20 protein-coding genes are annotated in these 17,336 nt (G+C 63.9%); 13 read left to right on the top strand and 7 right to left on the bottom strand.

All coding sequences use genetic code 11. The features are described 5' to 3' along the window. The 3 genes from ACFE7D_RS03245 to ACFE7D_RS03235 all read left to right on the top strand — a co-directional run. Positions 1-327 (top strand): hypothetical protein (locus tag ACFE7D_RS03245; RefSeq protein WP_375393992.1); only part of this gene is annotated, 327 nt, incomplete at its 5' end. A gap of 604 nt (positions 328-931) precedes the next feature. Continuing rightward, complete coding sequence (locus tag ACFE7D_RS03240; protein WP_375393991.1) at positions 932-2,812, top strand: ribonucleoside-diphosphate reductase subunit alpha; 1,881 nt, start codon at positions 932-934, stop codon at positions 2,810-2,812. 139 nt (positions 2,813-2,951) lie between these two features. Further along, positions 2,952-3,377 carry an endonuclease domain-containing protein gene (locus ACFE7D_RS03235; RefSeq protein WP_375393990.1) on the top strand — a complete coding sequence of 142 codons (426 nt, stop codon included), beginning with the start codon at positions 2,952-2,954 and terminating at the stop codon, positions 3,375-3,377. 68 nt (positions 3,378-3,445) lie between these two features. Here ACFE7D_RS03235 and ACFE7D_RS03230 read toward each other — a convergent pair whose 3' ends face one another. Beyond that, the gene (locus tag ACFE7D_RS03230) at positions 3,446-3,694 is read right to left on the bottom strand and encodes a DUF2171 domain-containing protein (protein ID WP_375393989.1); all 249 of its coding nucleotides are present in this window, start codon (positions 3,692-3,694) and stop codon (positions 3,446-3,448) included. Positions 3,695-3,753: 59 nt separating this feature from the next. On the opposite strand from ACFE7D_RS03230, the gene ACFE7D_RS03225 reads away from it, so the two are divergent. From ACFE7D_RS03225 to ACFE7D_RS03195, 7 genes are all read left to right on the top strand, one after another. Continuing rightward, positions 3,754-3,954 carry a hypothetical protein gene (locus ACFE7D_RS03225; protein WP_375393988.1) on the top strand — a complete coding sequence of 67 codons (201 nt, stop codon included), beginning with the start codon at positions 3,754-3,756 and terminating at the stop codon, positions 3,952-3,954. Further along, entirely contained in the window at positions 3,951-4,211 is a 261-nt protein-coding gene (locus ACFE7D_RS03220; RefSeq protein ID WP_375393987.1) for a hypothetical protein, read from the top strand. The genes ACFE7D_RS03225 and ACFE7D_RS03220 overlap by 4 nt, the downstream gene beginning before the upstream one ends. A 15-nt stretch (positions 4,212-4,226) precedes the next feature. Continuing rightward, entirely contained in the window at positions 4,227-5,291 is a 1,065-nt protein-coding gene (locus ACFE7D_RS03215; protein WP_375393986.1) for a ribonucleotide-diphosphate reductase subunit beta, read from the top strand. 72 nt (positions 5,292-5,363) lie between these two features. Next, positions 5,364-5,987, top strand: coding sequence for a hypothetical protein (locus tag ACFE7D_RS03210; protein WP_375393985.1), 624 nt, complete (start codon positions 5,364-5,366; stop codon positions 5,985-5,987). A gap of 243 nt (positions 5,988-6,230) precedes the next feature. Beyond that, positions 6,231-6,881 carry an MT-A70 family methyltransferase gene (locus tag ACFE7D_RS03205; protein WP_375393984.1) on the top strand — a complete coding sequence of 217 codons (651 nt, stop codon included), beginning with the start codon at positions 6,231-6,233 and terminating at the stop codon, positions 6,879-6,881. After that, a complete protein-coding gene (locus tag ACFE7D_RS03200; protein WP_375393983.1) occupies positions 6,881-7,618 on the top strand; it encodes a BglII/BstYI family type II restriction endonuclease in 738 nt (245 codons plus the stop codon). The genes ACFE7D_RS03205 and ACFE7D_RS03200 overlap by 1 nt, the downstream gene beginning before the upstream one ends. An 83-nt stretch (positions 7,619-7,701) precedes the next feature. Then, complete coding sequence (locus ACFE7D_RS03195; protein WP_375393982.1) at positions 7,702-7,845, top strand: hypothetical protein; 144 nt, start codon at positions 7,702-7,704, stop codon at positions 7,843-7,845. Positions 7,846-8,247: 402 nt separating this feature from the next. Here the strand turns inward: ACFE7D_RS03195 and ACFE7D_RS03190 are convergent, their stop codons facing one another. Continuing rightward, entirely contained in the window at positions 8,248-8,919 is a 672-nt protein-coding gene (locus ACFE7D_RS03190; protein WP_375393981.1) for an outer membrane protein, read from the bottom strand. A gap of 279 nt (positions 8,920-9,198) precedes the next feature. Here ACFE7D_RS03190 and ACFE7D_RS03185 point away from each other — a divergent pair, with 279 nt between their 5' ends. Beyond that, the gene (locus ACFE7D_RS03185) at positions 9,199-9,411 is read left to right on the top strand and encodes a hypothetical protein (RefSeq protein WP_375393980.1); all 213 of its coding nucleotides are present in this window, start codon (positions 9,199-9,201) and stop codon (positions 9,409-9,411) included. 62 nt (positions 9,412-9,473) lie between these two features. Here the strand turns inward: ACFE7D_RS03185 and ACFE7D_RS03180 are convergent, their stop codons facing one another. Next, a complete protein-coding gene (locus tag ACFE7D_RS03180; protein ID WP_375393979.1) occupies positions 9,474-9,812 on the bottom strand; it encodes a DNA primase in 339 nt (112 codons plus the stop codon). 85 nt (positions 9,813-9,897) lie between these two features. Continuing rightward, positions 9,898-11,208: a multidrug effflux MFS transporter gene (locus tag ACFE7D_RS03175; protein WP_375393978.1), complete on the bottom strand. Its 1,311-nt coding sequence runs from the start codon at positions 11,206-11,208 to the stop codon at positions 9,898-9,900. A gap of 78 nt (positions 11,209-11,286) precedes the next feature. Between ACFE7D_RS03175 and ACFE7D_RS03170 the strand changes: the two genes are divergently transcribed. Further along, positions 11,287-12,249, top strand: coding sequence for an isopenicillin N synthase family dioxygenase (locus ACFE7D_RS03170; RefSeq protein WP_375393977.1), 963 nt, complete (start codon positions 11,287-11,289; stop codon positions 12,247-12,249). Positions 12,250-12,615: 366 nt separating this feature from the next. On the opposite strand, the gene ACFE7D_RS03165 is transcribed toward ACFE7D_RS03170, so the two are convergent. The 3 genes from ACFE7D_RS03165 to hflK all read right to left on the bottom strand — a co-directional run bounded on the left by ACFE7D_RS03165 (position 12,616) and on the right by hflK (position 16,294). Further along, a complete protein-coding gene (locus ACFE7D_RS03165; RefSeq protein WP_375393976.1) occupies positions 12,616-14,145 on the bottom strand; it encodes a Do family serine endopeptidase in 1,530 nt (509 codons plus the stop codon). 110 nt (positions 14,146-14,255) lie between these two features. Continuing rightward, complete coding sequence (hflC, locus tag ACFE7D_RS03160; RefSeq protein WP_375393975.1) at positions 14,256-15,146, bottom strand: protease modulator HflC; 891 nt, start codon at positions 15,144-15,146, stop codon at positions 14,256-14,258. Next, positions 15,143-16,294 (bottom strand): FtsH protease activity modulator HflK, encoded by a 1,152-nt coding sequence (gene hflK / locus ACFE7D_RS03155; RefSeq protein ID WP_375393974.1) that lies wholly within the window; start codon positions 16,292-16,294, stop codon positions 15,143-15,145. The genes hflC and hflK overlap by 4 nt, the downstream gene beginning before the upstream one ends. 70 nt (positions 16,295-16,364) lie before the next feature. Here hflK and ACFE7D_RS03150 point away from each other — a divergent pair, with 70 nt between their 5' ends. Then, on the top strand, positions 16,365-17,318 hold the full coding sequence (locus ACFE7D_RS03150; RefSeq protein WP_375393973.1) for an Mrp/NBP35 family ATP-binding protein: 954 nt from the start codon (positions 16,365-16,367) through the stop codon (positions 17,316-17,318). Positions 17,319-17,336: the final 18 nt, after the last annotated feature.

Raw genomic sequence — 17,336 nt, 5'->3', positions numbered from 1 at the left:
CCGAAGATCGCCGATGCCCAACCGCGAGCTACACCACGTCGTGGGACACGACCGAGCGGAGTAAAAATTGTCAATGAAGGAAGCGCCTTTAACGCGATCAAGCGCTTGAAGGATCGGCAGTTCGTTGAGGGTTTTGGGCATTTAGAACGTCAATTGCGCGTAGGGCCCAACGCTCCTGAAGATATAAAGAGATTGGCGTCGTCGGGAAATGTTGTCCCGATCGTCAAAAGAACTGAAGCGCCGAACGGCAAAACCGCTGGCGCTTCAGAAGGTGGTCGGGAAGGCAACCCTGACCCTTTTTCTCAACCCGCCGTGACCCGGCGTTGAAAGAAAGGAGGACGAGCATGGTTTGGCAACCCACCCGGAGGTTACCGGGTAGCGGCCAATAGGTCGCATACTCACCCTGCCCCCTTCCAGAAGGGGTAAGAGCAACGGCGCGCTTTCCAGTCCAACCGGCGGCGCGCCGTTGTGCATGCATATAGGCGAAAACGTTTACGTCGTCAAAACGGCGGCTCCGATTGCGGTGGGTGCGTCAGGTAGAATAACCCCCGAAATATTTCCGTTCCCCCCTCGTTCCCTTGCGTTTCGTGAACCCCGCCAAACTCCACGCGTCGCGCCCCAGGCCCTGCGACGAAGTGAGTCCCACCAGCGACGAACCGTTGGGTGGCCCGGTGATTTACCGTCTTGTGTCCCAACCCGCTTTGCCACAATCTGTTGCGGTTGAGTTCGGGGGCGGACCCAATTTATGGTGGTTCTACCGCGCCACTTCCCATATAGGGCGTGGCTGGACAAGCCGACTCCGTCGCTGATGAACATGGTCCGTTCTCGCATCGGCCGCCTCGGATGATAGGATCGGGGTAAGCCCCTCGATTCGAACGGATAGAGAACGAAGGATGGTTCGATGGACCTGCGGGATGATCGGGATAGGGTGATGACGACCGAGACGATAGACCCCGTGACGACGGACGCCGGCACGACCGACAATGGCGCCGCGCCGTTGGCGGCGAACAAGCGCGTGAAAATGCCCTACCCGCTCGAGGTCGATCACGGCCGCGACGCGCTGCTGACCGATTTCGGCAAGGAGACGCTGACCGATCGCTATCTGCTGCCGGGCGAAAGCTATCAGGACCTGTTCGTCCGCGTCGCCTCCGCATACGCCGACGATGCGGCGCATGCGCAGCGGCTGTACGATTACATCTCGCGGCTGTGGTTCATGCCCGCGACGCCGGTGCTGTCGAACGGCGGCACCGGGCGCGGCCTGCCGATCTCGTGCTTCCTCAATTCGGTGCCCGATAGTCTTACCGGCATCGTCGATACCTGGAACGAGAACGTCTGGCTCGCGTCGCGCGGCGGCGGGATCGGGACCTATTGGGGCAATGTCCGCGGCATCGGCGAGCCGGTCGGGCTGAACGGCAAGACCAGCGGGATCATCCCGTTCGTGCGAGTCATGGATTCGCTGACGCTCGCGATCTCGCAAGGGAGCCTGCGCCGCGGGTCCGCGGCCTGCTATCTCGACATCTCGCATCCCGAGATCGAGGAGTTCCTGGAGATCCGCAAGCCGAGCGGCGATTTCAACCGCAAGGCGCTGAACCTGCACCACGGCGTGCTGCTGACCGACGCCTTCATGGAAGCGGTGCGTGACGGATCCGAATGGCATCTGCTCAGCCCCAAGGACCGGTCGGTCCGCGCGACGGTCGATGCGCGGTCGCTGTTCCAGAAGCTGGTCGAGACCCGCCTCGCGACCGGCGAGCCGTACATCATCTTCGCCGATCACGTGAACAGGACGATGCCCAAGCATCACCGCGACCTGGGGCTGAAGGTCTCGACCTCGAACCTGTGCAGCGAGATCACGTTGCCGACGGGGCGCGACCATCTGGGCAACGATCGCACCGCGGTGTGCTGCCTGTCGTCGCTCAACCTGGAGACGTGGGACCAGTGGAAGGACGAGAAGGGCTTCGTCGAGGACGTCATGCGTTTCCTCGACAACGTCCTGTCGGACTTCATCGCGCGCGCCGAGCCGGGGATGGAGCGCGCCGCCTATTCCGCCGCGCGCGAACGCTCGGTGGGGTTGGGGGTCATGGGCTTCCACTCCTTCCTCCAGGCGCGCGGCCTGGCGTTCGAGGGGGCGATGGCGAAGTCCTGGAATCTGCGCATCTTCAAACACATCAAGGGCCAGGTCGACGAAGCGTCGATGCAGCTGGCGATCGAGCGCGGGCCCTGCCCCGACGCCGCCGAGATGGGCGTGATGGAGCGCTTCAGCTGCAAGATGGCGATCGCGCCGACCGCGTCGATCAGCATCATCTGCGGTGGTGCCTCGGCGTGCATCGAGCCGATCCCGGCCAACATCTACACGCACAAGACGCTGTCGGGCAGCTGGTCGGTGAAGAACCCGTATCTCGAGCGGTTGCTGAACGAGAAGTCGAAGAACACCGACGCGGTGTGGAACACCATCCTGGAACAGGGCGGCAGCGTCCAGCATCTCGATTTCCTCGACGCGGACGAGAAGGATTGCTTCAAGACCAGCTTCGAGATCGACCAGCGCTGGCTGCTGGAACTCGCCGGCGACCGGACGCCCTATATCGACCAGGCGCAGTCGCTGAACCTGTTCATCCCGGCCGATGTCGAGAAATGGGACCTGCTGATGCTCCATTTCCGCGCGTGGGAACTGGGGATCAAGTCGCTCTATTACCTGCGCTCGAAGAGCATCCAGCGCGCGGGCTTCGCGGGCGGGGTCGAGGCGGACAACACGATCGACGCGCCGAAATACGAGTTCGTGACGACGGATTACGACGAATGCCTGGCGTGTCAGTGAGGTGGGACGTCTAACCTGTCCTCACCCTCCCACCCGGCGGCGCCGGGCGGGCTCCTCCCTCTCCTGGAAGGAGAGGGGTAATGTCCCTCTCCTTCCAGGAGAGGGAGGGAGCCGCGCAGCGGCGGAAGGGTGAGGACAGGTGCGCAGTTATCGCAACCAGCCGATCGGCACCGTCCCGCGCGCGCGGCAGCTTCGGCGGGAAGCCCCGGAGCCCGAACGCCGGTTGCTCCGCGGCCTGCGTGAGGCATTCCCGCATCTGAAATGGCGGCACCAGACGCCGCTAGGTCCGTTCCATCCGGACATCCTGTGCTTCAGCGAGAAACTCGTGATCGAAGTCGATGGCGATACCCATGCGCATACTGTTAGCGAAGACGCTGCCCGCACACGGTTCATCGAGCGCCAAGGCTATCGCGTCCTGCGTTTCACGAACACCGACGTCATGCAGAACCTCGAAGGCGTCCTGACCCAAATCTCCTTCTCCCTGCGGGAGAAGGAAGGGGCCCGCCGCGTCAGCGGTGGGAAGGATGAGGGTGACCACGCACAAAAGAAGGACAGCCCGGCATGAACCGAACTGCCCTCACCCTTCCGGCGCTGCGCGCCTCCCTCCCTCTCCCAAAGGGAGAGGGAAAGCGGTCACTCGGTCTCTTCGAGACTCGTCACGTTGTCTGCATTCGCGCTCAGCCAGACCTTGCCGTCCTCGACGCTCGCGACCAGGCCGATCGAGATGTAATGATGCTTCGCGCCCTGCCCGTCCTCGGTCTGGGGGCTGTCCTGCTTGGTCAGCTTGATGCGGTCGCCGTCCAGATGATCGACGGTCCCGACATGCACGCCGTCCGCGTCCACGACTTCCATATGCTCGGCGATCTGGGTGGTATCGACCATGGGAATTCTCCTTCGTTGATGGGTCAGGGGGGCAAACGCCCGGTCGCGGATTTGGTCGCATGACGTGGCAGGTTCTCATCATGTTCGCGGTCGCCATCGTGTTCGGGTTGATCGGGATTGCCCTCCTCGCATCGCTCGCGCGACCGACGCCGCCGGCGCGGGTATATGTGTTCCGGATGGTGGGAATCATGCTGGTCGCCGCCGCGGTGGTGCTGGCGTTCTCGGCCGGTGCGATGAATAGTTGGGGAGCGGCGGCGTGAAACGACTGATACCGATCCTCACGCTTCTCGCACTTGCGTCATGCGCGCATCAGGTCGGCGGCACCGTCCACCCCGGCGCGCCGGGCTTCCTGTTCGGGCTCGTCCAGGGCTTCATCGCGCCCGTCGCGTTCGTAGGCTCGCTCTTCGACCACGACATCGCGGTCTACGCCGTTCCCAACAACGGCGCGTTCTACAATTTCGGTTTCGTCCTCGGCATCGGCGGCTTCGGCGTCGGTGCGCATCGCTCCCGCCGCTAGAAAGGCATACGTCCCATGTCCCTCACCGAAGCCCGCAAGCAGTACAAGCCGTTCGAATACCCCTGGGCGTTCGATTTCTGGAAGCGCCAGCAGCAGATCCACTGGATGCCCGAGGAAGTGCCGCTCGGCGAGGATTGCCGCGACTGGGCGCAGAAGCTGACCGATCACGAACGCAACCTGCTGACGCAGATCTTCCGCTTCTTCACGCAGGCCGACGTCGAGGTGCAGGATTGCTACCACGAGAAATACGGCCGCATCTTCAAGCCGACCGAGATCAAGATGATGCTGGCCGCGTTCAGCAACATGGAGACGGTGCACATCGCGGCGTACAGCCACCTGCTCGACACGATCGGCATGCCCGAGAGCGAATATGGCGCCTTCCTCGAATATAGCGAGATGAAGGACAAGCACGACTATCTGCAGGGCTTCGGCGTCGACACCGACGAGGACATCGCCAAGACGCTCGCGATGTTCGGCGGCTTCACCGAGGGGCTGCAGCTCTTCGCCAGCTTCGCGATGCTGATGAACTTCCCGCGCTTCAACAAGATGAAGGGCATGGGGCAGATCGTCACCTGGTCGATCCGCGACGAAAGCCTTCACTGCGAGGGCATCATCAAGCTGTTCCACGCCTTCTGCGCGGAGCGGAACTGCTTCACCAAATCGGTGAAGTCCGACATCCGCGAGATGTGCCAGCACACCGTCCATCTGGAGGACAATTTCATCGATCTCGCGTTCGAGATGGGCCCGGTCAACGGCATGACGCCCAAGGAGATCAAGAAATATATCCGCTACATCGCCGACTGGCGGCTCGGGCAACTGGGCTTGAAGCCGATCTACATGATCGACGAACACCCCCTCCCCTGGCTTGCGCCGATGCTGAACGGCGTGGAGCACGCCAATTTCTTCGAACAGCGCGCGACGGAATATTCGAAGGCGGCGACGCGCGGGAACTGGAACGAGGTGTGGGACGGCTTCGACAAGCGCCTGAAGGCGAAGACCGCGGCGGGCACGCCGGCGGCGGAGCAGGATCTGGGGGAGAGCGGGGATATGTTTTCGCGGGCTGGGGTGGCGGCGGAGTAGGATTGCGTTCTCGTTTGGTTCAAGGTTGGTTGGAGGCTTGCACTAAGATTGGCTTGGTACTAGGGATGTTGGATGGAAACCGCTCTTACCTACCGAGTCGTGCAAGATCGCATTCATGCGGCTCAAGCTGATATCTTGCGTGCGAAAGAGGATATTGCCGAGGCGACCAAGCGTATCGATGATCTTCATGGTGAGATCGGCGACCTTTTGGCGGCAGCTCGCGTACTCGCGCGTATAGATGGTATAGTAAATAGCGCATTCGATGAAGCATCATCGACAATCGGGGCGACTGATACGGATTTCGATCCAAACGAAAGTGGAGGAAATCCTTATCGCCCGTCGACCAACAAAGCCTTTATGTGGGCTGTTCTCGCAGATGCCGATCGAGTCTGGCTAACTGCAAATGAAATCCAGGAGTTGGCCGCTAGGTTGCGCGGTAGCGAAATTCCAATGAGTTCGGTTTCACCCGGCTTGTCGGAGATGAAACAAGACGGGACAATTGAGCGCGACGGCATGAAAGTTGCGCTAAAAATTCGTCTTAAAGAGAATGGGGCGACCGAGGCCGCCCCAGACGCCGAAGGGACTGCAATCCCTTCAATACAGCAGATGACCCTTCCGCCTTGGTTGAAGGGCGTCAGCCAAACTAAGCCCAGCAGGCACCCGACCGGGGGCGGGCTAGAGTCCCCCGGAGAGTAGGACCAAGATCATGTGGTTCATGATCCGGTTGTTATCTGGGACAGTCCCATAAGGGACTGAACCGGACACCCTGCCCCCTTCCAGAAGGGGTAAGAGCGGCGGCGGTACGGGGTCCAAACTCGTCCGTCGTCGTACGTGTATATGGCAGGAGCTTTCAATTTCGTCTATAGAAAGGCGAGAACGAGTGACCTCCGACTGGCAAATGCCTCTACAGATGGCGCGCCAGATGCGTTAGGAGTGCATATGTTCTCCCCCACCGATCCGCTCGAATCCCACATCGACCTCCTCGCCACCGCGCGCGGCAAGCGGTTTGGGACGATCCTCGCTGATCCGCCGTGGCAGTTCCAGAACCGCACCGGCAAGGTCGCGCCCGAACACAAGCGGCTAAATCGCTACGGCACGATGACGCTCGACGACATCTGCGCGCTGCCGGTCGCGGACATCGCCGCCGATCCGTCGCACCTGTATCTGTGGGTGCCCAACGCGCTGCTGCCCGAGGGGCTGCGCGTGATGGAGGCATGGGGCTATCGCTACATCTCGAACATCATCTGGCACAAGGTCCGCAAGGACGGCGGGTCGGACGGCCGGGGTGTGGGCTTCTATTTCCGCAACGTGACCGAGATCCTGCTGTTCGGCGTGCGGGGCAAGAATGCGCGCACGCTTGCGCCCGGCCGCAGCCAGGTCAACATGATGCAGACCCGCAAGCGCGAACACAGCCGCAAGCCCGACGAGCAATACGACATCATCGAGGATTGCAGCTGGGGTCCTCGGCTCGAAATGTTCAGCCGTGGCAAGCGCAAGGGCTGGACCGTCTGGGGCAACCAAGCGGATGACAGCTACGCGCCGACCTGGGACACCTATGCCCACAACAGCGCGGCGATCGCGGCCGAGTAATGCTGGATGGATTACGCGCGGCTGGCTTCGAGGTGCTGTTCACCAGCCATGCCGAAGCCATCATACAGCATGATTTTCCAAACCTGGTCGACGAACTCGAAGGGGCGCTCCTGAACATATCGCTGCCGATGACCGAGATCATCGGCGGCGGCGGCGGCGAAGCCAAGATGACGCAGCGCCTACGCCGCGGGCTCGCCGCCCTCGGCTGGACGAAACACAATTTCCAGCTGACCAAGGCCGTCGACGGCGTACCCAAGGAGTCGATCAGCCATGAGATCGATCACGTCCGGCCAAGCGAGAAAGGCACCTTTGCGCTTGAGATCGAATGGAACAACAAGGATCCGTTCTTCGATCGCGATCTCGAAAACTTCAAGCGACTCCACGCTGAGGGTGCGATCAGCGTCGGTGGCATCGTCACGCGCGGCGCGGAAATGCAGGCGACGATGCGCGAACGGGTCGAGGGCTTTGCGGTCGATCGCGGCATCGATAGCCTCGAAGGACTGAATGACTTCGGTGCCGGGTCGCCGACGGGCCCGCAGCGCAAGCAGATCGATGCCGACATCGCCCGCGGCACGTCGTTCGCCAGGGCTTGGTCGCGCAAATTCACCAGCGACAAGTTCGGTCAGGCAACGACGCATTGGTCGAAATTGCAGGACCGGGTCGCGCGCGGCGTCGGTAACCCCTGTCCACTCGTCCTGATCGGCCTGCCGTCGTCAATCATCGACATGAGCAACTGACGCTCACTGCCCTGCGTAACCACCCCGGCAAGGGCACCCTCCCCCAACTTGCGCGTTCCTCCCCCACGTCAAAGGAAAGCGACATGACCGAGAAGAAGGGCCACGGCAGCGACACCGCGAAGAAGGCCAATGCCAAGGCGGCGAAGGACGGCGAGAAGAACCCGCGCAAGAGCAGCGCGGCGCAATCGGAACTCGGCAAGAAGGGCGGCAAGGCGGCACACAAATAGGGGGCGGATCGCGGCGCTGTCCTACACGGTGGGGTACGTATAACTGGATCGGCTCCACCGCCCACAGGAGCCCGTCATGATCGCCGCCGCACCGCCCATCGCCCTCGTCACCCACGCTACCCGACCGGGGTGCGCGCAGCCTCGTAGCGCCAGCTCGGCTCGCCCCCCGCTATCGCTCGCCCCACCGCATTCCGGCGCGGACGTGGCGTGTGGTTCGTCCACTTCCGCGGCGGCGATGGCGAAGTGGAGGACGGCGCATGGCACACCTCCACTTCCTCCACTTCCGCGCCGCCACTTCCGCCCGGTCGACGCCCGCTCTCCACGTCCGCGCGCCGTGCGGACACGAAAAGGGCGGAGGATGTCGCCATCCCCCGCCCCCGCGTCACGTGCCGGTCGGACCGATCAGAAGTGGGTGACGACACCCAGCATCGGCCGGAAGCTGTGGAAATCGCCGAAGGTGTTGACCTCCGCACGCAGGCGCACGCCCGCGCGGCCGGTGATGCCGGCCAGGCCGATGTCCTTCGGGCCGACTTCCGCGCCGATGCCGTACGTCATCGCGCGGTAGTCACGGTTGGTGTTGCCACCGTTGGTCTCGAGCGCGGAGAAATGGTCGAAATTCACCCACTGGTAGCCGACCTTGCCGTAGAACAGGCCGCTGTCGCCGGCGCGCAGGCCGAAGCGGCCGGCGCCGCCATATTCCCAGTCGATGTTGCCGCTGACGCCCTTGGCGACATTGCCTTCGACGCCGACGAAGACCGGGCCGAGCGGCAGGTTGATGCCGGCGATGCCCTGCACCAGCGCGCCCGACGGCTTGTAGCCGCGGCGAATCGTGCCGTTGGCGTTCAGTGCCTGGGGAATGCCGTGGTCGGGCTCGTTGTCGAACTGCTCCCAGCCGCCCAGGACACCGAAATAGGGCTCGATGCCGAACGCCTTGGAGCCATCGGGGGCGCGGGGGCCGGAATCGCTGGTCCGGACCTGGACCTGGTCCTGCGGCGCGGGGGGCGCGTCCTGGGCGAAAGCGGGTGCGGCGACGAACGCAGCCGCGATGGCGGCTGCGAGGGTGAAGTTACGCATGGGTGTTACCTTCGTGTTGTCTGTACAAACCCGGTCCACCGGCGATCCCTAGCCGCACGGTGCCGAGGCTGGTCAGAACCGGCGGACAGTTCGATCGTTGCATTGCAGCATATGAAAAGCCCACAATTCCGCGGATGTGGCTATCGGGCAACGGTTTCTTGCTGCATCATTAACGCAGCGCAGCAATCGCAGCAGATCGGCGGGATCGGGCGCTGATGGCGACCGGATTAACCGCATCCGTTTGCGGGGCGGCAAGCTGGTTTGGGGTATCCATATGCGATGGTCGGTCCCCGCCTCTTCCGAAGCCGCTGGTCCGCATTGCTGTGGGCGGGCGGCATCCTGTGGACCGCCTATGACGTCGCGGATGCGACACCGGACCATGGAACGGCGGCGGCGGCTAATGCTACGAGCAGCGATGCCGTCGATGCGACCGGCGTCGCGGTGGATACGAAGGACCTGGCGGTGCTCGCCAATATGGGGACGGCGAACTGAGCGCACGCGCTGCCGTCATCCCCTGTCGGGCGGGGAGGACGGTGCGTATGGCGCTTCGGTCGTCAGGGTTTCAGCGCGACATCGTCCCTGTCGTCCAGATCGTCATCGTCGATGCTGTCATCGTCGAGATCGTCCTGCACATCATCCTCGTCGCTGTCCTCTTCGGCAAGGCTCGTGGTGTCGGTCTCGCCGACCTCCAGCGAATCCATCGGCGTGGCGTCGATGTCCTCGTCCTCCTCGTCATCCGAGCCGATGTCCGGCGTCAGATCGGTCAGGACGATGCCGTCGCTCGGGCCGTCGCGGGTCGCCTCGAGGATTTCGGCGCGCTGCGACTCGTCATAGCCTTCCTCGTCGTAGCCGTCGTCGCCCGAACCCATGCCCGGCACCTGATGTCCGCCCATCCGTCGTCTCCTGCTCCCGCCCCGATCGAGGCTGGTGCAAAACGAACGGCGCGGCGCGCGGGTGGTTCCGCGACCCAAACGCGAATCACGCCGGATGGAACAGCCGGCCGCGTTCGGTGACGGCGACCATGGCGAGCGCGACGAGTCCTGCCCCCAGGAATCCACCCGTCAGCGGCACGACGCTGCCATCGAACGCCTGCCCGATCGACGCGCCGACGACCGCGCCGATCGTGACGCTCAGAAACCCCTGCACGCTGGACGCGGTGCCGGCGATCGCGCCCATCCGCTCCATCGCCATGGACGAGAAATTGGCAGCGGAGAGCCCGAAACAGCCCAGCGTGATCGCTTGCAGGACCGCAAAGCCGACCAGCGTCTCATGCCCGGACAGCGCCGCGAAGAGGTGGACGAGCGCGGTCGCGATCAGCATGCAGACCGCGCCGTGGCTGATCCGGCGCGTACCGATCCGCATGACCAGGCGGGCGTTGACGAGGTTCGCCCCCGCCATCGTCATCGCCGTGGTCGCGAAGATGAGGACGAGCAGTTTGGGCCGACCGAACGCATCCGCGACGATCTGCTGGATGGAATTGAGATAGCCATACAGGGCCCCCATCAGCGCGGTCGTGGCCAGCGTATAGCCGATCGACAGCCGGTCGGTCAGCGCGGTACGCCAGCCGCGCAGGATCCGCTCCACGGAAATCGGCGACCGGTCATAGGGCGCCAGCGTCTCCGGCATCCGCCTGGCGAACCAGCAGAATACGCCGATCGCCAGCGCCGCGATCGCCCAGAAGATGCCGCGCCAATTGCCGAACAGCAGGATCGCCGCGCCGAAGGTCGGGGCCAGGACGGGCACGATCATGAACACGATGAACGCGATCGACATGACCCGCGCCATCGCCCGGCCGACATAGCAATCGCGGACCATCGCGACGGTTGCCACCCGCGTCGCCGCGATCGCCGCGCCGCCAAATGCCCGGGCGACCAGCAGCAATGTGAAGCTGCCTGCCGATGCCGCAGCGATATTGGCGACCGCGTAGCAGGCAAGCGACGTCATCAGCACAGGCCGCCGGCCATAACGATCCGACAATGGGCCATGGACCAGCTGCGCGACGCCGAAGCCGATCACGAACGCGGTGATGACGAACTGCCGCGCATTGGCACTGGCGACGTGCAATGCATCGCCGATCGCCGGCAGGGCGGGCAGCATCGCGTCGGTGCCGATCGCGCCCAGCGCCATCAGCGAGGCGACGAGCGCCACGAACTCGGCAAAGCCGATCGGCGCGCCACGCTGGACCGGCCCGACCGGTGCCGAGGATGGGTGAATCGTCGTGACGGTCATGATGGCAACGCCATAGCCGCATCGTCCGCCGGGCGTCACCAGCGAACATGCTTCGGACACCTGCCTCGTTGCACGACCTGTTCGCGCACGCCGCAAGGGGTTAAGGCCGGCGTTCAGGATCATAAGATCGGACCGACCATGCTCGACACGCCAAACGCCGCCGCCGACGTCCCGACGCTCAGTCTGGCCGACCAGGCACGCGACCCAAAGGGCTTCGCGGCTGCATTCGGCGAATCGCTCGAACGCTTCGGCTTTGCGATCGTCGCCGACCACGGCGTGCCGACCGACCTGATCGAACGGGCATGGGCGCAGACCAGGGCGCTGTTCGCGCTGCCCGATGCGGAGAAACGCGGCTATTTCGTCGAGGGCGGCGGCGGCGCGCGTGGCTACACCCCGTTCAGGACCGAAATCGCGAAGGGGGCGAGTGCGGTCGATCTGAAGGAATTCTGGCATGTCGGCCGCGAACTTGCGGAGGGTCATCGCTTTGCCGGGCAGATGGCACCCAACATCTGGCCGATGCAGCCGCAAGGGTTCCGCGACACGTTCGTCGAACTGTTCGCCGCGTTCGATGCGGCGGGCGACCGGCTGTTATCCGCGATCGCCCGGCACCTGGCATTGGCACCCGGCTGGTTCGATCCGGCGGTGAAGGACGGCAATTCGGTCCTGCGCCTGCTCCATTATCCGCCGATTGCGGCGGACGCCGAAGGGGTGCGGGCCGGCGCGCATGAGGATATCAACCTCATCACGCTGTTGCTCGGCGCCGAGGAAGCGGGGCTCGAACTGCTCGACCGCCAGTCCGGTCGCTGGCTTTCGATCAAGCCGCCCGAGGGCGCGATGGTCGTGAACGTCGGCGACATGCTGCAACGGCTGACGAACAACGTCCTGCCGTCGACCACGCACCGCGTCGTCAATCCGCCGCCCGAGCGCCGCGGCCATTCGCGCTATTCGATGCCGTTCTTCCTGCACCCGGCACCCGATTTCCTGATCGAGACTTTGCCGGGTTGCGTGACGACGGCGAATCCGGATCGCTACCCGACGCCGATCACCGCGCATGATTACCTGCACGAGCGACTGGTGGAGATAGGGTTGGTGAAGACATAAGATACCAGAGAAACATCGATTTTGGACCAAAAGCCTTTTGACTCTGAATCGAATTATATGTCGAATGCTTGTGGCAGACGGACTGCCGGGAGACTTGAAATGTCAAAAAGCATGATTTGCTTTACGCTATTTGCATTTTCCGCAATTCCATCAATGCTTCCAGCTCAGGGGTCACTAACGTCACCGTCCGCAACTAAGGTCTGGGGCACTTGTCCCGCGAACCAAGGGTGTTATCGAGAAAAAGATGGGAGCTGCACCTGCATGGCGTAATTCTCGATTCATATGATTATATGAGGACCAAGTTAAATAACTTGGTCCTCATTATTGTATCTATTGCAAAAATTCCACACTATCGGTCAATTAGCATCATTGTTTCTTAATTTTTACGGCAATGAATAGACCTCCAGTGCGTCCGCGCTGGACGAGCAACAGCACTTGGTCGCGACCGGCAGTTCTAGCGACTGCCGCACCTGCGGTGAGATCGGCCGATGTCCGCGCCGGGCGACCGTTGATTGACACGATCACATCGCCGCGCTGTAGCTTTTGCCCTGCATCACTCGATGGATCGACTGAGGCGACGACGACGCCCGTTACCGACGCGTCGACCCCGACCTGGCGCGCAATCGCTGGCGTCAAAGGCACTACAGTTAGGCCAAGCGGGCTCGTCGCCGGCGCTTGTTGAGCGCCATTGCCGTCATCATCCGGCAGTGCATCGTCGCCACCGCCGTTCAGCGCAGCGATCTGGTCTTCGGTCGGCCGCGTGCCCACCGTCACATTTACCGTCGTCGGCGCATTGTTGCGCAGAATGTCGAGCCGCGCCACTTGGCCCGGCGTCACGTCCGCCACGAGGCGGCTGAGCGAATTTTCCGGCGTTACTACTTTGCCGTTCACCGCCACTACCACGTCGCCGACTTTCACGCCTGCCTTCGCCGCCGCTTCGCCCGGCTCGACACGGCTGATGATCTCACCGCGATCCTTGGGCAGGCCAGAGGCAGCGGCGATATCGTCGGTGATCGGCTGAATGCTAACGCCGAGATAGCCGCGTTTGATAGCGTTGCCCTTCATCAGCGTGTCGATGATCGGCTTAGCGTCCTCTGCCGGGATCGCGAAGCCGATACCGATATTGCCGCCACCTGAACTGCCAAGAATCTGCGAATTGATACCAATGACATCTCCCGAAAGATTGAACATCGGACCGCCAGAGTTTCCTTGGTTGATCGCGGCATCAGTCTGGATGAAGCGGTCATAAGGGCCATTGCCCGCCACACGGTGCAGCGCGGATACGATACCCGCGGTCACCGTCGAGCCGAGCCCAAACGGGTTGCCGATCGCCAGCACCCAGTCGCCGACCCGCGCCCGCGTCGAATCGCCGAAACGAACGAACGGCAGGCTCGACGCCTGGATCTTGAGCAGCGCCAGGTCCGATGTCGGATCGCGACCGATGACCTTGGCAACATATTCCTTGCCGTCGAACAAGGTGACGGTGATCGAGTCGACCGACGCGCCCTTCGCACCCGGCGCGATGACGTGGTTGTTGGTCACGACATAGCCGTCCGGCGAGATCAGGAACCCGGAACCCAGCGCCGCCCCTTCGCGCTTCACCGGCGGGCCACCGGCACCGCCGCCGCCGCCGAACAGCTCGCCGAACGGCGTGCCGGCGAAGGGATTGGCCTGGGGCTGCTGGACGATGGTCTGCTTGGTCGAGATGTTGACCACGGCAGGTTGCAGCTTCGCGACCAGATCGGCGAAGCTGCTCGGCGCGCCGGCGCGCGGTGCGACCTGCGCGATCTGCGCGGGGTCGTTCTGCGCGGTCTGGCCAGCGCCCGGCTGAAGCGCAAGCGATGCGGTCGCCCCGCCGAGGAGAAGCGCGGTCGTGATGGCGTAGGCGTAGCGCACTAGGATGGTATCCTCTCGTATCGTCGTCCGAAGTCGATCGTCTGTCATGGATCGCGGCTTAACGATCGTTGAATGTGAACGGACCCGTCAAGCTTCGTTCAGCGGATCGATCAATGCGACCGTTCCGCGGCGCGCCCCCCGAACTGTTTCAGATAGGCGTTGTTCGGCGACAGGATCAGCGACGTAGCGCCATCGGGGGCCGGTCCGCCATCCGCCCCGAACGTATGCCGATAGGACTGCATCGCCCGATAGAAATCGTAGAATTCCGGGTCCTTGCTGAAGCTTTGCGCGTAGACCTGCGCCGCGTCCGCATCAGCCTGCGCGCGAATGATCTGCGCATCCTTCTGGCCCTGCGCGCGGATCGTGTCGGCCTGCTGCTTGCGCGCGGTCGACATCCGCTGCAGCGCGCTGTCGAGCGGGCTGCCGCTGGGAAGGTCGGCATGCTTGATCCGCACGTCGACGATCTCGACGCCATATTGCGACGCGAGTTTCTGCAGACGGACCTGGATATTGTCCATCACCTGGTCGCGCTCAGGCGACAACAGCGTTCCGAAGGACTGTTTTCCCAGTTCGTTGCGGATCGACGTGCCAAGCAGCGGCTGCAACGCCTCCGTCACGCGGATTTCGGTCGATGCGGTGCTTCCCGTCGCGTTCACCGCCTTTAGCGGATCGACGATGCGGAACCGCGCATAGGCATCGACCTCGAGCCGAAGCTGATCCGACGACAGCACCTGCTGATTGTCGTAATCGACGTCCAGCACGCGCTTGTTGACCCACACCAGCTTGTCGACGAACGGCACGCGCGCGATCAGGCCGGCACCCGTGCTGCCGAAGATTTCACCGGCATGCCAGACGTTCACGGTCCGTATCGGTTTTTCGAAGCGCAGCACGACCACTTGTTCGGTCTCGGGCACGATCGTGAAGGTCGCCGCGACGATGATGACGAGGATGAGCGCCGCGAACCCGAGCGTGATCGGGTTGCGCCAGATCGCGGCGTTCACTGTCCGCCTCCCGCCGCGGGCGCGGGCGTCGCTGCGGGCGCGGCAGGTACCGCCGGCACCGCATCGGGCAGCTTACGCGCATTGCCCAGCGGCAGATACGGCGTGACGCCGGGCACTTCGACGATCGTCTTGTCCGTCTTCGCCAGCACCGCCTCCATCGTCTCGTAATACATGCGGCGACGGGTCACCTCCGGGGCGAGCTTGTACTGGCCGTACACCTTGTCGAACTGCGCGGCCTCACCCTGCGCGCGCGCGCCGAGCTGTTGCAGATACGACTGCGCCTGGTTCCGCGCGGTGATCGCGTCCTGCTGCGCCGCGGTCACGTCCTTGAAAGCCTCGTTCACGCGTTCGGGCGGATCGGCCTGCTTGATCGCGACGCCCTGGATCCGGATACCCGCCTTGTAGCTGTCGAGCACGCGCTGCATCCGGTCCTGCACTTCGGCCTCGATCCGGGTGCGACCACTGCCCAGCGCCTGGTTCAGCGTCATGTTCGCGACCGCCTCGCGCATCGAACTTTCTGCAGTGGCGCGCACTGTCGATCGCTGTTCGGCGATCTGGAACACGTAATCCTCGGGACTGGAGATGTTCCAGCGCACCGAATAAGCAAGGTTGATGATGTTCTGGTCGCCCGTGAGCATAAGGTTCTCGCCGCCGGTTTCCGGGAAATCCTCGGTACGGATGTTTTGCACATCGACCTTCTGGACCTGGGCGATCGGGGCGGGCAGCGTCAGCTGTATGCCCGGATCGAGCGTACCGGCATAGCGACCGAAATAGGTGACGACGCCCCGCTGCTGCGGTGCGATCGGGTGGATCGCGGTCAACAGGATCCAGGCGGCCACCAGGATTGCGGCCCCGATCGCCCACAAGACGCGTGCATTCGGCGAAGACGGCAGCCCGCTGAAGCCACCCCCGCCAAAGCCACCGCCACCGCCCCGCGCCTTTTTCAGGAACTCGTCAAGCGCGGTCGGTCGGGCCGGTCCCTTGCGGCCGCTTGGGGGCAGCGACCATGGATTGCGCGGGCCATCGCCACCGCCGCCGCCCCCGTTGTCGTTGCCGCCGCCATTGCCCGGTCCACCCCAGGGCCCCTTGGGCGCGTCCGCGTTGAGAGTCTTCGGGGAGGGCTGGAGCCAGCGCGGCAGGATCGTCATTGCGCCTTTATAAGAAGGCGGCGGCGGAAAAACAGTGGCAAGGGGCCGCGACGGGCGTATCTGCCCGCGCATGACCGACAATGAAACGACCAAGGTTGCCATAGAGGGCATCGCGCAGGGCCGTGCGACCGTCCGCATCGAGGGCGCACGCGTCGGCGTGGTCCTCGATGCGACCGGACTCGCTGCCGCCGACCGCGATGCGCTGGAGGCCCGGATCCGCGATGTCGCGTCGGCACAGCCCGGGGTCGCGGAGGTCCGGATCGTCGCCACCGCAGAGCGTAGCGTGCGTCGGCTGATCGCCGTCGCCAGTGGCAAGGGCGGGGTGGGCAAGTCCACGCTCGCCGCAAATCTCGCGATCGCGCTGCTGCGCCGGGGGCGGCGTGTCGGCTTGGTCGATGCCGATATCTACGGCCCGTCGCAGCCGCGGCTGATGCAGGCGGAAGACACGCGCCCGACGGCGAAGGACAAGGTGCTGGACCCCGTTCCCACCCGCTACGGCGTGCCGTTGCTGTCGATGGGCCAGCTTGTCGATCCGGGCAAAGCGATCGCCTGGCGCGGCCCGATGGCCGCGGGTGCGCTTGGTCAGCTGGTCGAGGCGGACTGGGGTGTGGTCGATACGCTGGTGCTCGATCTGCCGCCGGGCACCGGCGACGTGCAGCTGACGATGGTGCAGAAATACCGGCCTGTCGGCGCGGTCATCGTGTCCACGCCGCAGGACTTGGCGCTGATCGACGCGACACGCGCGATCGATTTCTTCGACAAGGCGGGTATCCCGATCATCGGCCTGGTCGAGAACATGGCGGGCTATATCTGCCCGCATTGCGGGGAAGCGTCGGACCCGTTCGGCCATGGCGGCGCGGAAGCCGCAGCAGCGCGATTGGGTATTCCCTTTATCGGCCGCGTGCCGCTGACGATTGCGATCCGGACGGCGTCCGATGCGGGTGAGCCGCCGGCCGCGAATGCCGACGACAAGGTGTTCGCGCCGATTGCGGAACGCGTTGCCGACTGGCTGTCGGTGAACTGACGCAACCGCGCCGTAGCG

Origin of the sequence: uncultured Sphingomonas sp. (assembly GCF_964244235.1) — a bacterium.
Classification (GTDB): domain Bacteria; phylum Pseudomonadota; class Alphaproteobacteria; order Sphingomonadales; family Sphingomonadaceae; genus Sphingomonas.
Note: the sequence above shows the minus strand (reverse complement) of the source record. Positions and strands in the feature narration are given on the sequence as shown.

Excerpts from the sequence above, each read along its gene's own strand:
- ACFE7D_RS03185 (WP_375393980.1), top strand. The coding sequence starts at position 9,199 with ATGGTCGGTCCCCGCCTCTTCCGAAGCCGCTGGTCCGCATTGCTGTGG.
- ACFE7D_RS03240 (WP_375393991.1), top strand. The coding sequence starts at position 932 with ATGACGACCGAGACGATAGACCCCGTGACGACGGACGCCGGCACGACC.
- ACFE7D_RS03150 (WP_375393973.1), top strand. The coding sequence starts at position 16,365 with ATGACCGACAATGAAACGACCAAGGTTGCCATAGAGGGCATCGCGCAG.
- ACFE7D_RS03210 (WP_375393985.1), top strand. The coding sequence starts at position 5,364 with ATGGAAACCGCTCTTACCTACCGAGTCGTGCAAGATCGCATTCATGCG.
- hflK (WP_375393974.1), bottom strand. The coding sequence starts at position 16,294 with ATGACGATCCTGCCGCGCTGGCTCCAGCCCTCCCCGAAGACTCTCAAC.
- ACFE7D_RS03180 (WP_375393979.1), bottom strand. The coding sequence starts at position 9,812 with ATGGGCGGACATCAGGTGCCGGGCATGGGTTCGGGCGACGACGGCTAC.
- ACFE7D_RS03225 (WP_375393988.1), top strand. The coding sequence starts at position 3,754 with ATGACGTGGCAGGTTCTCATCATGTTCGCGGTCGCCATCGTGTTCGGG.
- ACFE7D_RS03215 (WP_375393986.1), top strand. The coding sequence starts at position 4,227 with ATGTCCCTCACCGAAGCCCGCAAGCAGTACAAGCCGTTCGAATACCCC.
- ACFE7D_RS03170 (WP_375393977.1), top strand. The coding sequence starts at position 11,287 with ATGCTCGACACGCCAAACGCCGCCGCCGACGTCCCGACGCTCAGTCTG.
- ACFE7D_RS03190 (WP_375393981.1), bottom strand. The coding sequence starts at position 8,919 with ATGCGTAACTTCACCCTCGCAGCCGCCATCGCGGCTGCGTTCGTCGCC.
- ACFE7D_RS03195 (WP_375393982.1), top strand. The coding sequence starts at position 7,702 with ATGACCGAGAAGAAGGGCCACGGCAGCGACACCGCGAAGAAGGCCAAT.
- ACFE7D_RS03230 (WP_375393989.1), bottom strand. The coding sequence starts at position 3,694 with ATGGTCGATACCACCCAGATCGCCGAGCATATGGAAGTCGTGGACGCG.
- ACFE7D_RS03205 (WP_375393984.1), top strand. The coding sequence starts at position 6,231 with ATGTTCTCCCCCACCGATCCGCTCGAATCCCACATCGACCTCCTCGCC.
- ACFE7D_RS03200 (WP_375393983.1), top strand. The coding sequence starts at position 6,881 with ATGCTGGATGGATTACGCGCGGCTGGCTTCGAGGTGCTGTTCACCAGC.